General features: G+C 72.6%; 14 protein-coding genes. 4 read left to right on the forward strand and 10 right to left on the reverse strand.

Annotated elements, in window-relative coordinates:
• Together AL2_RS24905 and AL2_RS24910 are read left to right on the forward strand one after the other, a co-directional pair.
• A partial coding sequence (locus AL2_RS24905) for a DUF397 domain-containing protein (protein WP_067637540.1) occupies window positions 1–162 on the forward strand: 162 nt, incomplete at its 5' end.
• A gap of 402 nt (window positions 163–564) precedes the next feature.
• Window positions 565–846: a YciI family protein gene (locus tag AL2_RS24910; RefSeq protein ID WP_067637543.1), complete on the forward strand. Its 282-nt coding sequence runs from the start codon at window positions 565–567 to the stop codon at window positions 844–846.
• A 44-nt stretch (window positions 847–890) separates the two neighbouring features.
• Here the strand turns inward: AL2_RS24910 and AL2_RS39835 are convergent, their stop codons facing one another.
• From AL2_RS39835 to AL2_RS24920, 3 genes are all read right to left on the reverse strand, one after another.
• Window positions 891–1025 carry a hypothetical protein gene (locus tag AL2_RS39835; RefSeq protein WP_281181611.1) on the reverse strand — a complete coding sequence of 45 codons (135 nt, stop codon included), beginning with the start codon at window positions 1023–1025 and terminating at the stop codon, window positions 891–893.
• Entirely contained in the window at window positions 1022–1948 is a 927-nt protein-coding gene (locus AL2_RS24915) for an NADP-dependent oxidoreductase (RefSeq protein ID WP_168444729.1), read from the reverse strand. Before AL2_RS24915 ends, AL2_RS39835 begins: the two co-directional genes overlap by 4 nt.
• Before the next feature lie 92 nt (window positions 1949–2040).
• Window positions 2041–3921 (reverse strand): ABC transporter ATP-binding protein, encoded by a 1881-nt coding sequence (locus AL2_RS24920; protein WP_067637547.1) that lies wholly within the window; start codon window positions 3919–3921, stop codon window positions 2041–2043.
• Window positions 3922–4041: 120 nt separating this feature from the next.
• Between AL2_RS24920 and AL2_RS24925 the strand changes: the two genes are divergently transcribed.
• Complete coding sequence (locus tag AL2_RS24925) at window positions 4042–5205, forward strand: aminotransferase class V-fold PLP-dependent enzyme (protein WP_083946879.1); 1164 nt, start codon at window positions 4042–4044, stop codon at window positions 5203–5205.
• 73 nt (window positions 5206–5278) lie between these two features.
• Here the strand turns inward: AL2_RS24925 and AL2_RS24930 are convergent, their stop codons facing one another.
• From AL2_RS24930 to AL2_RS24940, 3 genes are all read right to left on the reverse strand, one after another.
• Window positions 5279–5698, reverse strand: a complete 420-nt coding sequence (locus AL2_RS24930; protein WP_067637551.1) for a CBS domain-containing protein — start codon at window positions 5696–5698, stop codon at window positions 5279–5281.
• 82 nt (window positions 5699–5780) lie between these two features.
• Window positions 5781–6797, reverse strand: a complete 1017-nt coding sequence (locus tag AL2_RS24935) for an LCP family protein (RefSeq protein ID WP_157438345.1) — start codon at window positions 6795–6797, stop codon at window positions 5781–5783.
• The gene (locus AL2_RS24940) at window positions 6794–7375 is read right to left on the reverse strand and encodes an RNA polymerase sigma factor (RefSeq protein WP_067637883.1); all 582 of its coding nucleotides are present in this window, start codon (window positions 7373–7375) and stop codon (window positions 6794–6796) included. The genes AL2_RS24935 and AL2_RS24940 overlap by 4 nt, the downstream gene beginning before the upstream one ends.
• Before the next feature lie 226 nt (window positions 7376–7601).
• Between AL2_RS24940 and AL2_RS39395 the strand changes: the two genes are divergently transcribed.
• The gene (locus AL2_RS39395; protein WP_245666892.1) at window positions 7602–9461 is read left to right on the forward strand and encodes a D-alanyl-D-alanine carboxypeptidase family protein; all 1860 of its coding nucleotides are present in this window, start codon (window positions 7602–7604) and stop codon (window positions 9459–9461) included.
• Between the two features lie 12 nt (window positions 9462–9473).
• On the opposite strand, the gene AL2_RS24950 is transcribed toward AL2_RS39395, so the two are convergent.
• The 4 genes from AL2_RS24950 to AL2_RS24965 are packed head-to-tail and all read right to left on the reverse strand — an operon-like array spanning window position 9474 to window position 14098.
• Window positions 9474–10898 (reverse strand): pyridoxal phosphate-dependent decarboxylase family protein, encoded by a 1425-nt coding sequence (locus AL2_RS24950; protein WP_067637555.1) that lies wholly within the window; start codon window positions 10896–10898, stop codon window positions 9474–9476.
• Window positions 10888–12240, reverse strand: coding sequence for an MFS transporter (locus AL2_RS24955; RefSeq protein WP_067637557.1), 1353 nt, complete (start codon window positions 12238–12240; stop codon window positions 10888–10890). Before AL2_RS24955 ends, AL2_RS24950 begins: the two co-directional genes overlap by 11 nt.
• Window positions 12237–12845: a TetR/AcrR family transcriptional regulator gene (locus AL2_RS24960; RefSeq protein WP_067637559.1), complete on the reverse strand. Its 609-nt coding sequence runs from the start codon at window positions 12843–12845 to the stop codon at window positions 12237–12239. Before AL2_RS24960 ends, AL2_RS24955 begins: the two co-directional genes overlap by 4 nt.
• 32 nt (window positions 12846–12877) lie before the next feature.
• Window positions 12878–14098: a PucR family transcriptional regulator gene (locus AL2_RS24965; protein WP_245666894.1), complete on the reverse strand. Its 1221-nt coding sequence runs from the start codon at window positions 14096–14098 to the stop codon at window positions 12878–12880.
• Between the last annotated feature and the right edge of the window lie 17 nt (window positions 14099–14115).

The following is a 14115-nucleotide window of genomic DNA, read 5'->3' on the forward strand; positions in this document are numbered from 1 at the left end:
TGGCGGAAGGCACGGCAGAGCGGCGACCAAGGAGACGCATGCGTGGAGGTGGCGCGCTTCCCCGGCGCCGTGGCCGTCCGCGACTCCAAGAATCCTGACGGCCCCAGACTCCTCCTCGCCCCCCACACCTTCCGCACCATCCTCCAGGACCTCAAGCACTAGCTCCCCGACCCCGCCCGGCCCCTCCCCCAGGAGCCGGGCGCGGGTGAGGACGAAGCGACCATGCAAGACCACGTTGCTCGCCCGCAGGAGCGTCAGCAGCGGCTCCCCGGGTGCCGAAATCGTGAATCGCGGGCAATATGCCGCCTCCGGTCGTTTCGGGAACGTGGCGGCAATTGTCGCGCAGAACCATCGCCGTCCGGGACCGGCGGCGCCAGTCGGGTTGTCCGCGGTGCGGTGGTGTGCGAATGTGAATCGTGGCCGGCATTTTCCGAGCATGCACGGCGCCGCGTCCGCGCCGAGATCCCTCACCACGTCCCGCAGGTGACCGAAACCTCGGCGACGTCCCGGCTTTGTCTCGGGGCTGCAGCGGAGTGAATTGAGGCACGTGAGGAGGGGGAGCTCGTGAAGTACGTCATCTTCTACGAGTCGGCGGAGAATGTCGCGGCCAAGGCGCCGGCGTTCTTCGCCGAGCACGTCGAGCACTACGAGGGGTACGCGGCGGACGGCCGACTGGTGATGATCGGCACGTTCGCCGATGCACAGGCGGACGGGGCGATGGCCATCTTCACCAGCCGGGAGGCGGCGGAGGAGTTCGTCAACAACGACCCGTTCGTCCTGAACGGCGTCGTGTCGGCCTGGACCATCAAGGAGTGGAACGAGGCCCTGACCGGCGACGGAGACTAGGACTCCGACGCGGACGGCTCAGCGGGGGCGCTGGACGGGCCGGACTAGCGTGCCGTCACCTGGGTGATGACGAAGCGGCTGCGGGGAATCGCCGGGGCCCGCCAGGGACGGATGCTCAGGTCCTGGGCCGGAACCGAATAGGACATCCAGCGGGTGAGGGCCGTCACCGCGACCTTCATGGGGTGATGACGATGACGAGCTTGCCGCGCGTGTGCCCGCCGCGGCTGGCGTCGAACGCGGCGCCGGTCTCCTCCAGCGGGAACGTCCCGGCCACCTCGACCGTGAGCGCGTCGCGGCCGGCGAGTTGGGCGAGGTCGGCGAGCTTCGCGCCGTCCGGCCGGACCCAGATCCAGTGGCCGCCGTGCTCTTCCACGGTGTTGTCGGCGACGGACACGTGCCGTCCGCCTTCGGCCAGGACCGCCAGCGTCGTGTCCAGCTGGCCGCCCGCGAAGTCGGCGACCGCGGTCACCCCGCCGGGGGCGAGGTCGCGGACGCGGCCGGCCAGCCCGTCCCCGTAGGCGACCGGTTCGGCGCCGAGTTCCCGCAGGTAGTCGTGGTTCTTCTCGGACGCCGTGCCGATCACGCGGACACCGCGGTCACGTCCGATCTGCACCGCGAAGCTCCCCACCCCGCCGGACGCCGCGTGGACGAGCAGGACATCGTCCTCGCCGACGTCCAGCCGGTCGAGGGCGCGCTGCGCGGTCAGCCCGGCGAGCGGCAGCCCGCCCGCCTCGGGCCAGCCGAGCGCCGCGGGCTTGCGCGCGACGTCGTCCGCCGACACCGCGACATACTCCGCGAACGTGCCGCGGCTGACGACGTCCTTGCGGGCGTACGACATGACCTCGTCGCCCACGGCGAAGTCGGGTGTGTCCGGGCCGAGCGCGCGGACGATCCCGGCGACGTCCCAGCCGGGGATGACGGGGAACATCGCGTCCATCATCCCGTCGAGGCCGCCGGCCATGACCTTCCAGTCCACGGGGTTGACGCCGGCGGCGCGCACCTCGATCAGCACCTGGCCGGGGCCGACCTTCGGGTCGGGGACGTCCCCGACCTTCAGCCGCGAGTTGTCGGACGCATAGGAGTCATAGGTGACGGCACGCATGCCTCCACCCTGCCTCCGCACCCGCCCTCTAAACGCAAGGGGCGGCTGCGCGCCGCCCCGCTCGTGCCGGGGCGGCGCGGGTGCGAGTCCGGTCAGAGGGCGGGTTCCAGGGGCGGGGTGTTGGTGAACTGGGTGTTGTGGAGCTCCGCGTAGCGGCCGGCGGCGGCGAGGAGTTCGTCGTGGGTTCCTTGTTCGATGATGCGGCCGTCCTCGATGACGAGGATCTGGTCGGCGGCGCGGATGGTGCTCAGGCGGTGGGCGATGACGATGGCGGTGCGGCCGTCCAGGGCTTCGGCCAGGGCCTCCTGGACGGCGGCCTCGGAGGTGGAGTCGAGGTGGGCGGTGGCCTCGTCCAGGATGACGACGCGCTGGCGGGCGAGGAGGAGGCGGGCGATGGTGAGGCGCTGGCGCTCGCCGCCGGAGAGGCGGTAGCCGCGTTCGCCGACGATGGTGTCGAGCCCGTCGGGCAGTCCTTCGATCAGGGTGTCGAGGCGGGCGCGTCGCAGGACGTCCCAGAGTTCGTCGCCGGTGGCCTCGGGCCGGGCGAGGAGGAGGTTCTCGCGGATGGACTCGTGGAACAGGTGGCCGTCCTGCGTGACCATGCCGAGGGTTTCGCGGATGCTCTGGAAGGACATGTCGCGGACGTCCACGCCGCCCAGCCGCACGGCGCCGGAGTCGACGTCGTAGAGGCGCGGGAGGAGTTGCGCGATCGTCGACTTGCCCGCGCCGGAGGAACCGACCAGAGCGATCATCTGGCCGGGTTCGGCGCGGAACGACACGTCGTGCAGGACGTCCACGCCGCCGCGGGTGTCGAGGGTGGCGACCTCTTCCAGGGAGGCCAGGGACACCTTGTCGGCGGACGGGTAGGCGAACGTGACGTTGTCGAACTCGACCGAGACCGGCCCGGACGGGGCGGGACGGGTGTCGGGCTTCTCGGCGACGAGGGGTTCCAGGTCGAGGATCTCGAAGACGCGCTCGAAGCTGACGAGGGCGCTCATCACCTCGACGCGGGAGCTGGCGAGGGCGGTCAGCGGCGCGTAGAGGCGGGTGAGCAGGAGGGCGAGCGCGACGACGGCGCCGGCGTCGAGGTGGCCGCGCAGGGAGAGGAAGCCGCCGAGACCGTAGACGAGGGCGAGTGCCAGCGCCGAGACCATGGTGAGCGCCGTGATGAAGACGTGCTGCACCATCGCGGTGCGGACGCCGATGTCGCGGACGCGGCGGGCGCGGGCGGCGAACTCCGCGGATTCGCGGGCCGGGCGTCCGAACAGCTTCACGAGGGTCGCTCCGGGCGCGGAGAACCGCTCGGTCATCTGCGTGCTCATCGCGGAGTCGTGCGCGGCGGCCTCGCGTTCGAGCCGGGCCAGGCGGGCGCCCATGCGGCGGGCCGGCAGGACGAAGACGGGCAGCAGGACCAGCGCGAGCAGGGTGATCTGCCAGGAGATGCGGACCATCACGGCGAAGGTGAGCAGCACCGTCACCATGTTGCTGACCACGCCGGAGAGGGTGTCGCTGAAGGCGCGCTGGGCGCCGATCACGTCGTTGTTGAGGCGGCTGACGAGGGCGCCGGTGCGGGTCCGGGTGAAGAACGCGACGGGCATGCGCTGGACGTGGTCGAACACGGCGGTGCGCAGGTCGAGGATCAGCCCCTCGCCGATGCGTGCGGACAGCCACCGGTTCGCGAGGCCCAGCCCGCCCTCGGCGACCGCGAGGACGGCGATGACGGCGGCCAGCCAGACGACGGTGGACGTCGCCGCGTGGTCGACGATCGCGTTGACGACCCACCCGGCGAGGACGGGCGTCGCGACCGCCGTGACCGCCATCACCACGCTGAGCACGAGGAACGCGGCCAGTGGACGGCGGTGCGGGCGGGCGAATCCGCCGATGCGGCGCAGCGTCGCCTTGGAGAACGGTCTGCTGTCCCGCGCGTTCATGGCGTGGTGCAGCGACATCCACGCCGTGACTTCCATGTCCATGGGGCCCCCTGGTGATCGTTAGCCTGGAACGGCAAGCATGGGACCTCAAGGAAGGTTGAGGTCAAGTCGTCGCCGCGTCCAAGCATCACGCGGGGGTACGACATTTCTCGGAGGGGACCCGTGGACATCGAGGACATCCGGACCGGCACCCCCGGCTGCGCGAGGGTGGCCCACCTCAACAACGCCGGGGCGGCGCTGCCGCCGCGTCCGGTCATCGAGGCCGTCAGCGAGCATTTCGCACTGGAGTCGACGATCGGCGGGTACGAGGCGGCCGAAGCCAACGCGAAGGCCGTCCAGCACTTCTATGACGCCGTGGCGAGGCTCATCGGCGCGCGCGCGGACGAGATCGCCTACGTGGAGAACGCCACCCGGGCATGGGACATGGCGTTCTACTCGATTCCGTTCGCGCACGGCGACCGCATCCTGACGACGACCAGCGAGTACTCCAGCAGCGCGATCGCCTACCAGCAGGTGGCGGAGGCCACGGGCGTGAGGGTGGACGTCATCCCGGACGAGGCCGACGGCACTCTCTCACTGGACGCGTTGGAGGCCGAACTGTCCAAGGGCGAGGTCCGCCTTGTCTCGCTCAACCACATCCCCACGCACAACGGGCTCGTCAACCCGGCGGCGGAGGTCGGGCGGCTGTGCCGTGAGCACGGCGTCCTCTACCTCCTGGACGCCTGCCAGTCGGTCGGCCAGCTCACCATCGACGTGGAGGAGATCGGCTGCGACATCCTCTCGGCGACCGGCCGCAAGTACCTGCGCGGCCCGCGCGGCACCGGGTTCCTGTACGTGCGCCGACAGATCGTGCGGACGCTCGTCCCGCCGTTCCTCGACCTGCACGCCGCCACCTGGAAGATGCCGGGCGGCTTCGAGATGCGCGACACCGCCCAGCGTTTCGAAACATGGGAACGGTACGTCGCCGGCCAGATCGGCCTGGGCGTCGCCGCCGACTATGCGTCCGACCTCGGGATGACGGACATCGAGACCCGCGTGACCGGACTCGCGGCCGGGCTACGCGAAGAGCTGGCCGGACGGCCTGGCGTCACCGTCCTCGACAAGGGCGCGCGGCCGTCCGGGATCGTCACGTTCACCGTGGACGGCCACGACCCGGCCGCCATCAAGGGCGCCGCAAGGGAACACGGCGTCAACATCAACGTCACCTACCCGCTCTCACACGGATATGACCCGCACGCCCGTCCAGCGGCCGTGCGGGCCTCCGTGCACTACTACAACACCGAAGAGGAACTGGAGCGGCTGCTGTCCGTGCTGCCCCGCGCGTGAGCGCGCCCGGGGTCGGAGGATGGGCACGGGTGGCGACCTCCGGACGCGCTCACTGGTCCCGCGCGGGGACGCCTCACATGTTGGGGCGCGCGGCGCTGATGTCCGCGAGCGCCGACTCCGAGTCCTTCTCCATCGCGAGGTCGCCGATGGACACGATGCCCACCGGACGGCCGTCCTCCATCACCGGAAGCCGCCGCACCGACCGCTCGCGCATGATCTGCGCGGCCTTGTCCAGCGTGTCGTCGGGGCCGACCGTCGCGGTCACGCTGCTCGCGATGCCGCCGATCTTCGCCTGGGCGGGGTCGCCGCCTGCGGCGAGCCCGCGGACGACGAGGTCGCGGTCGGTGACGACGCCCTTCAGGTCGTCGCCCTCCGCCACCAGCACGGCGCCGATGTCCTCGTCGCGCATCGCCCGCGCCACCGTGACGATGTCGAGCTCCGGCGACACCGACGTCGGCGAGCCGGTCATGATTTCGCGGATCTTGGTGGCCATAAGAATGCTCACTCCTTGAGCCTCGTGAACCGTTTCTGGGGGCCCGGGATATGCGGCCCCTACCCGGCAGAAACGGGTCCATTCACGGCTCCCGGAAGGCGTCGAACATCCGCTTCGCCCCGGCCGGATCCCACTCCAGGCGGTTCGGATCCCGGCGCGCGGGCCGCACCGGAACCGTGTCGAACTCGATCGTCCCGGCCCTGCCGAGACTCCCGGCCAGTGCCCGGAGCTCCCCGACGCGCAGCCTCGGGGTCGCCTCGACCGACGCGGCCATCATCGCGAGGACCTTCGCGAACCGCAGGGAGTTCCCGCTCATCTGCGCCCTGAGCTCGTGCGCGAGCGCCGCCAGGAACTGCTGCTGCCGCCGGATGCGCGCCAGGTCGGAGCCGTCCCCGAGGCCGTACCGGGCCCGGACGTAAGCGAGCGCCTGCGTCCCGTCCAGCCGCTGCTCCCCCGCCGGCAGTCTCAGTCCGGCCTTCGGGTCGGCGACCGGCCGGGGCAGCGTCATCCGGACGCCGCCGAGCGCGTCCACCAGCTGCCGGAACCCGGCGAAATCGATCACCACGGCCTGGTCGATCCGGACGCTCGTCAGCGACTCGATCGTCTTCACCGCGCAGGAGACGCCGCCCACCGCGAACACCGAGTTGATCAGCCCCGTCCGGGCCGGGACGGTCTTCCCCCCGCCGACGATCTCGCACGCGGGAAGCGGCACCAGCGAATCGCGCGGGATGCTCACCACGTGGACGCGCCGCCGGTCGGCCGGTACGTGCACCAGCATCATGGTGTCCGAGCGCGGCGGGGAGCCGCCGCCCCGCGCGTCCGCCCCGAGGATCAGCACGTTCAGCGCCCGCCCCGCCGGCGCGGTCGACCGCGTCGCCACCGGCGACGCGTCCCGCCCGTGGAAGATCATCGCCGGCACGAGGATCGCCGCCGCCGTCACGGCCGCGACCACGCCGATCAACGTCCACCGCCCGGCGCCGCGGCGCCGCCGCCGGGCCGCCTCCAGCAGCCGGTTCCGCTGCCGGGCGAGCGAGGCGGGCGGCTCGTGCTCCAGGCCCCGGCCGAGGTCACGGATCAGGTCCAGGTCGTCCACGCTCACGCCTCCTCACGCGTCGGGTCGGTGTCGCCGAGCGCCGCGCGCACCTTGCGCCGGGCACGGTTCAGCCGGGAACGGACGGTGCCGACCGGTATGCCGAGCGCCCGCGCCACCTCCTCGTAGGCCAGGTCGCCCCACGCCACCAGCAGCAGGACGTCCCGGTCCCGTCGCGCCAGCCCGGACAGCGCCGCCGCCAGCGCGGGACGCGACGCCGACGCGGTCACGCCCGCCGCCACCCGGTCGGCCGGCCCCTCCACCGGACCGTCCACGGGACTGCGCCGCAGCGCCCGGTACCGCGTGGCCTCCGCCCGGTGATGCCGCGCGACCAGTTTCGTCGCGATGCCGAACAGCCACGGCCGCGCGTCCCGCTGCACCAGGTCGTAGCGGTGCCGCTTGCTGAACGCGACGAGGAACGTCTCCCCCACGACGTCCTCCGCGGCCTCCGGCCCGAGCCTGCGCGAAACGTACCGGTACAGCATCGCCGAGTAGCGGTCGAACAGCGCGGCGAACGCCTCGGGGTCGGCGAGCGACCCCTCGATGAGTGATGCGTCGCTGTCCTGAGCCGTCGGAGGTGCGGTCATCGCGGCCACCATGGCATGCGCACCGAGCCTTCCCGTGGGGGGACGTTGTCAGCGATGTATCTCCACAACGTCCCCTCCGGGTTCACGTCCGGCCCGGGACACGGCGTCCGCGCAGGCGAATCGGCGCGAACCTTCTCGATAAACTGCGCATCCTTCACTATGCACGGGGTTGTCGGGGGGACCGCTCCGCCTGCCTGCCAGGGGTCGAGTCGAGGAGGGTCGGGACGTGGACGACGAGGCCGAGCGGGAACCGGACACGTCCGGCAGCGAGGACGAACAGGACGCCTCCCGCACGGCGACCGCCGAGTTCCGCGTCCCCGCGAAGGTCAACCTGACCCGCCCGGACATAGCGATCCGCCGCCCCCGGCAGGAAGAGCCGCCCGCCCCGAAGAGCACCTGGTACGTCCAGTTCACGCCGCAGGAACCCGCCACGGCCGCCCCGGACGACGATCCCGTGGAGGACGAGGAACCTCCGGAGACGGCCGAACCACCCCAGCACGCCGCGCGCGACACCGAGAAGTCGCCGCCGCAGGACCGCGCGCCCGAGAGCACGTCCGCGCGCAACAGCGCACCCTCACAGGACCGCTCCGGCACCGCCCCGACACAGCCCACACCGCGCCCGGCCGCGCCAAAGCACGCCGCGCCGCCCCCACAAGACCGTCCTGACAATGCCACCTCACCTGACAAGGCCACCTCAGAGGCACCACCACGCGAGGCACCACCGCGGGAGGCGTGGTCTGGTGCGGTGCCGCAGGGGGCGCCGGTCACGCGGGTTGAGCGGCTGCCGGTCGCGCAGGGATCCGGGGAGTATCCGGCGTCTCGGTCGTCCGGGCAGTGGAGCGTGCCCTGGGACGGGGCGGCGCCTCCGGCGCCCGCGGAGCCGCCGGAGAAGGCCAAGCGCGGGCGGCGCTGGCTCATTGTGCTCGCGGCGGCGCTGGTGCTGGTCGCCGGGGTCGTCGCCGGGCAGCTCATCAGGCCCGTCCCGCAGCCGACGATCGAGTTGGCCATGGCGTCCAGTCACGCGTTTCCGGGGCAGGCGCCCGTGCTGCCGTGGCCGGCGGCGGGGCAGTCCGCCGTCTACGTGGAGGGCCTCGGCATGATGGGGTCCTCGGGCGGGACGGCGCCGACGCCCACGGCGAGCGTCGCGAAGGTGATGACGGCGTTCGTGTACCTGCGCGATCATCCGCTGAAGCCGGGGCAGCCGGGGCCGGTGCTGATGGTGTCGCCGGAGGCGGCGGCGCAGATCCCGATGCGCAAGAAGCGCGAGGAGTCGCTGCTCGGCGTCACCGCCTACCAGAAGCTGACCCAGCGGAAGGCGCTGGAGGCGCTGCTGATCATCTCGGCGAACGACGTCGCGCACGAGCTGGCGCGGTGGGACGCGGGGAACGAGCGCGCGTTCGTGGCGAAGATGAACGCGGCCGCGGCCGGGCTGGGCATGACCGGCACGCGCTACACCGACCCGAGCGGTTATGACTCGGGCACCGTGAGCACGGCGGAAGACCAGGTCAAGCTGTTGCGGGCCGCGATGAAGGTCCCGGCTTTCACGGAGATCGCGAACAACCGCGCGTACGTCCCCGACAACGGCGGCGCGGCGCGGGAGGGCGGCAACTTCCTGCTGGGGCAGTACGGCGTCGTCGGCGGCAAGACCGGGTACACGGACGCGGCCGGCGGGAACTTCGTGTTCGCGGCGCGCAAGAGCGTCGGCGGGGTGCCGGCGCTGATCGTCGGCGCGGTGATGGGGCAGCGTTCACCGACCGCGGCGGGTGCCGTGAGCGCGGCGGGACGGCTCGTCACCGCGGCCGAGGACGCGCTGACCGCGGTGACGCTGGCGCCGGCGGGCGCACGGGTCGCGCGGGTCGACGACGGGCTCGGCGGGACGACGCCGCTGCGCGCCGCGTCGCCGGTGACGGTCGTCGGCTGGGCCGGGCTGACCGTGCCGGTCGACGTCGCGGGCGACCCGCCCCACCGGGGGGACGGCGGGGAGCGGGTCGGCGCCGTGACCGCCGGCGCGGCCACCGTCCCGCTGCGGCTCGGGCGGGACCTGGAGGAGCCGTCCTACCTGAAGCGCCTGATCAGGCTCGAATAGACGAGGTTCAGGTCAGGCGTAGAGGGCGGAAAGGAAGCGGATCAGGAGGGCCTCGCGGGTCGCGGGCGGGAGGGCGTCCAGGATGGCGTTGACCACGGCCATCTCGGGTTCGCCGCCGCCCGCCAGGTCGACGCCGACGGAGGCGAGGAGCCCGGCGAAACCCGCGTCGTCGAGGCTGTCGAGGTCCAGACCGGCGAGCGCGTCGACCAGCTCGGCCGGGACGTCCGGCGGGCCGGCGGCGCGGGCGGCCTCGGTGGCGTCGGCGAGCGCGGCGAGGAGCGCGTCGGCGTCGCTGACGCCGGTCAGCGTGAAGTGCAGGTTCGGCGGGATGCCCTGATAGGAGAGCTGCGGCTGGAAGAACCAGCCGCGCCGCCGGGCCTCGTCGGCGATGACGAACACGTCCAGGGCGGGGTCGGACGACGCGACCGCGACGAGCGGCGCGACCGGTTCGCCGACGACGCGCAGCCCGGGGATGGCGGCGACACCGGCGATCAGGCGCTCCGCCGACTTCATCGCGTTCTCGGCGAGGTCGCGGTACCCCTGCGCGCCGACGGCGTTGAGGGTCGCCCAGGCGGCGCCGAGCGGCCCGGCGCTCTTGCTGCTCTGGACGGTCGCGTTGATGACGGTGTAGCCGGGCCATTCGGCGGACGCGAAGTAGGCGCGCCGGCGGTGCGACTCGTCGGCGAACAGGACGACCGAGGCGCCCTTCGGCGAGTACCCGTACTTGTGCAGGTCGCAGGAGATGGACGTCACGCCGGGCACGGACAGGTCGAACGGCGGCACGTCGCGTCCCGCGTCCCGCAGCCAGGGCAGGACCCAGCCGCCGACGCACGCGTCCACATGGCAGGGCACACCGGCGGAGGCCGCGAGAGCGGCGATCTCCGGGACCGGGTCCATGACGCCGTGGGGGTAGGACGGGGCCGAAGCGACGACGAGCGCCGTGCGGGGAGTCATCGCGGCCGCGGTCGCGGCGGGGTCGGCGCGGTACGCGGAGTCCACCGGCACGTGCACGACCTCCAGGCCCAGGTAGTGCGCGGCCTTGTGGAACGCGGGGTGCGCGGTCGCCGGCAGCACGATCTGGGGCCGTCCCTCGACCGGGTGGGCGTCCCGCGCGGCCTTCACCGCCAGCATGATCGACTCGGTGCCGCCGCTGCTGAAGACACCGGAGCCGCCGCCGAGCTTGGCCGCGACGAACCCGACGAGCTGCCGTTCCAGCGCGACGATGCTGGGGAAGGCGGTCGGGTCGAGGCAGTTGACCTCCAGCATCTCCTGGTAGGCGGTGGCGGCGAGGTCGTGCACGGCCTCGCGTCCGGTGTCGTAGACGTAGGCGGTGACCTGGCCGCCGCGCACGGGCAGGTCCGCGTCCCGCAGCCGGGCGAGCTCGGCGAGCAGCTCGCTGCCGGGGCGGCCTGTTTCGGGGAGGGGGTCAGACGGCATTTTCCTGTGTTTCCTCAATACGGCGGTGGGCGGTGGCCAGCCGGCGGTAGGCCAGCAGCAGGGGGACGCTGAGCAGCAGGAGCAGCGCGGGGACGAACGTGAATCCGGCGGTCAGCCCGGTCAGCGCCGAACCCGGCTGGACGACCGGAGTATCGAAATCGGACGAGTTGAACGACGAGACGGCGAGGATCAGCGCGAAGATTCCGGGCCCGAGGGCCAGCGCGCCTGTTTCGGCGGCCGTCCACAGCCCGGTGAAGGCCCCGGACTGCGCGTGCCCGGTCCGTCCGGCATCGGCGTGGACGGTCTCCGGCAGCAGCGACAGCGGCAGCAGCTGGACGGCCGCGTAGCAGACCCCGATCACGGCGCTGAAAGCCAGCACGCCCGCCGCGGACGCGATCAGCGGGAACAGCGCGACGGCCGCCGCCGCGAACAGCACCAGCGCCGCCAGATAGCAGTTGACCAGCCCGTACCTGCGGGACAGCCATCGCCACACCGGCACCGCGAACGCGCTCGGCCCGACCATGCACACGAACATCGCCGAGGTGAGCCCGTAGTCGTCCAGCCGGTACGTCGCGACGTAGGGGGCGCCGGCCAGCATGATCGCGACGGCGAGGGTGCTGGTGACGTAGGCGCCGAGCAGCATGAAGAACGGCCGGTTCCCGCGCGCGGTGCGCAGCGCGGCGGCCAGCCCGAGCGGGCGGGGCCCGGGACGGGACGGGATCCACCGGTTCGCCAGCGTGCTCGCGATCATCGCGGCCCCCATGGCGAGCCCGATCACGGCGCCCATCAGCGCGTATCCGGCGCGCCCGCCCCCGGCGGCGTCGGTGAGGGCGGGCGCGACGCCGCCCGCGACCAGGATGCCGAGCGTCAGGCAGACGACGCGCCACGCCATCGCGCGGCCCCGCTCGGACGGGTCGGCGGAGATCTCGGCGGGCAGCGCCACGTACGGCACCTGGAAACAGGCGAACGCGCTCGCGGCCAGCAGGAACGCGACCCCGGTCCACACGGCGGCGATGCCCGGGGAGTCGGCCGGGACGGCGAACATGGCGGCGAACAGGAACGGCAGCGTGACGGCGCCGAGCAGCAGCAGCCGGGTGCGGCGCCCGGTGCGGACGGCCTCGCGGTCGCTGGCGGCGCCGACGATCGGGTTGAGCAGCACGTCCCACGCCTTGGGCAGGACGAGGACGGCCCCCGCGACGGCCGCCGAAACGCCGAGGACATCGGTGAGGTAGTACAGGAGCAGCAGTCCGGGAACGGCGGAGAACACGCCCGTGCCGACCGAGCCGATGCCGTAGCCGAGGAGCCTCCGGCGGGGCAGCGCCGGGGCGGGCCGCTCCGTCACTCGGTGATCCCGTCGGGGATCCCGATCGCGAGGGCGACGGTGTGGCGCATGTGGCGGCGGAACCGGGCCACGGCCTGCGGGTCGTCCAGGCCGCGGCGCCGTCCGTCCGTGTCCAGGACGCCGCCGGCCCCGAACCCGTGCGTGGACCAGACGATCGTCCACACGACGTAGTCGACGTCGACGTGGTCGGGGACGAGCTTGCGGGCGATGTCGACGACCATCTGGACGAGCGGCTGGACGTACTGCGCTTCGAGATGCGCGATGTCGGCGGCGTCCGACAGCCAGCGGTGCATCCACAGCGCCGGGATCTCCGGCCGCCTCATGCAGAAGTCGACATAGGCGTCGGCGAGGTCGAGCAGGCCCCGCGCGTCGTTGCTGACGGTGGTGAGCGCCGCCTCCAGCTCCGCGCGCTCGGTCTCGTGGGCACGTTCCATCACCGCGAGGTACAGGTCGCGCTTGCCGCCCACGTGGTAGGCGACGGTGGCGACGTTGAGCCCGGCCGCCTCGGCGATCATCCGGGTGGACGTCCCGTCGTAGCCGAGCGCGGCGAACAACCGGGTGGCGGCGTCCAGGATCCGCTCTCGACCAGAATCGTTACTGGTCATAGCCTCAAACTAGGACGTACCGCCCCTCCCGGTCAATCGTTTGATTGATCGTCCGGGGGTTCGGTGAGCCACACGGTGAGCACCATCTCCATCTCCAGCCGCTTGTCCGGGTCGTACAGCCGCTCGCCGAAGAGCTCCTCCAGCTGGTGCAGCCGGTACCGGACGGTCTGCGGGTGCACGTGCAGGCGGTTCGCGACCTCGGTGGCGTTGAACCCGTTCTGCAGGCAGGACAGCAGCGTCCGCATGAGCCGCTCGCGATGCCGGGGCCGGACGCTCTTCAGCGGCGCGAGCCGCAGGTCGGCGATGGCGCGCACCAGTTCCTCGTCCTTGAACACGACGAGCGCCGGCATGTGGTCGGCGCAGCGGAGCAGCCGGTCGGACGGCAGGATGCCGCGGCGCGCGAGCGGCAGCGCCGCGCGCGCCCAGCGCAGCGACTTGCCCGCGTCCTCGGTGCGGACCGTCGGGCCGAGCGCGGCGACCCAGTCGCGCAGCGCCGACTCCAGCATCTTGCCGCGGCCGGGCCCCTCGGGGTCGGGGACGAGCAGGCAGGGCTCGCGGCGGTTGACGTCGGCGAGCACGTCCGGCGGCAGCGACGGGTGCGAGAACGGCTGCCGGCCGCGCTCGTACAGCACGACCGCGGCGACCGTGCGCGGGACGCGCCACTGCGCGAGCCGGGCCAGGTCGGCGACGGCCTGCGGGGCGGCGGGCGGCTCGGCGAGCAGCATGTCCAGCAGCCGGCGGCGGCGGTGCTCCAGCTCGCCGGCCTCCTGCGCGCGGGCCTTGGTGTAGCCCTCGGTGGCGGCGCGGGCGATCTCGTCCAGGAACGCGAAGATCGCCTCGGCGATGCTGGCGAGGTTGCGGCGGGAGATGTTGTACCGCTCGGACTCGGACGCGAGCCGGCGCCACGCGACCCGGGCGCCGAGCCGCAGCGACGTCTGCAGGATGTCGAGGCTGCGGCCCTCACGGGCCTCGGCCCAGCCGATCTCCCGGTAGACGGCGGCGACCGGCTCCCAGGAGCTGTCCGGGTCCATGATCAGGTCGACGAACTGGCGGAGCGCGCCCTCGACGGCGAGCCGGACGAGCCGCGCGTACTCCTCGTCCTGCGGGCGGGAGTACTCGGGGATGCCGGCGAGGATCTCCTCGATCATCTCCTCGGCGAGGGTCTCCAGGTGGGGCCGGAACATCGTGGAGAGTTCGCTCGGCACACCGGCCCAGGGCTTCAGCGGCGAGCGTTCCTCAAGGGTCGTGGTCACCGTTCGCACCTCCCTGA

It is taken from the genome of Actinomadura latina NBRC 106108 (genome assembly GCF_001552195.1).
Lineage (GTDB): Bacteria > Actinomycetota > Actinomycetes > Streptosporangiales > Streptosporangiaceae > Spirillospora > Spirillospora latina.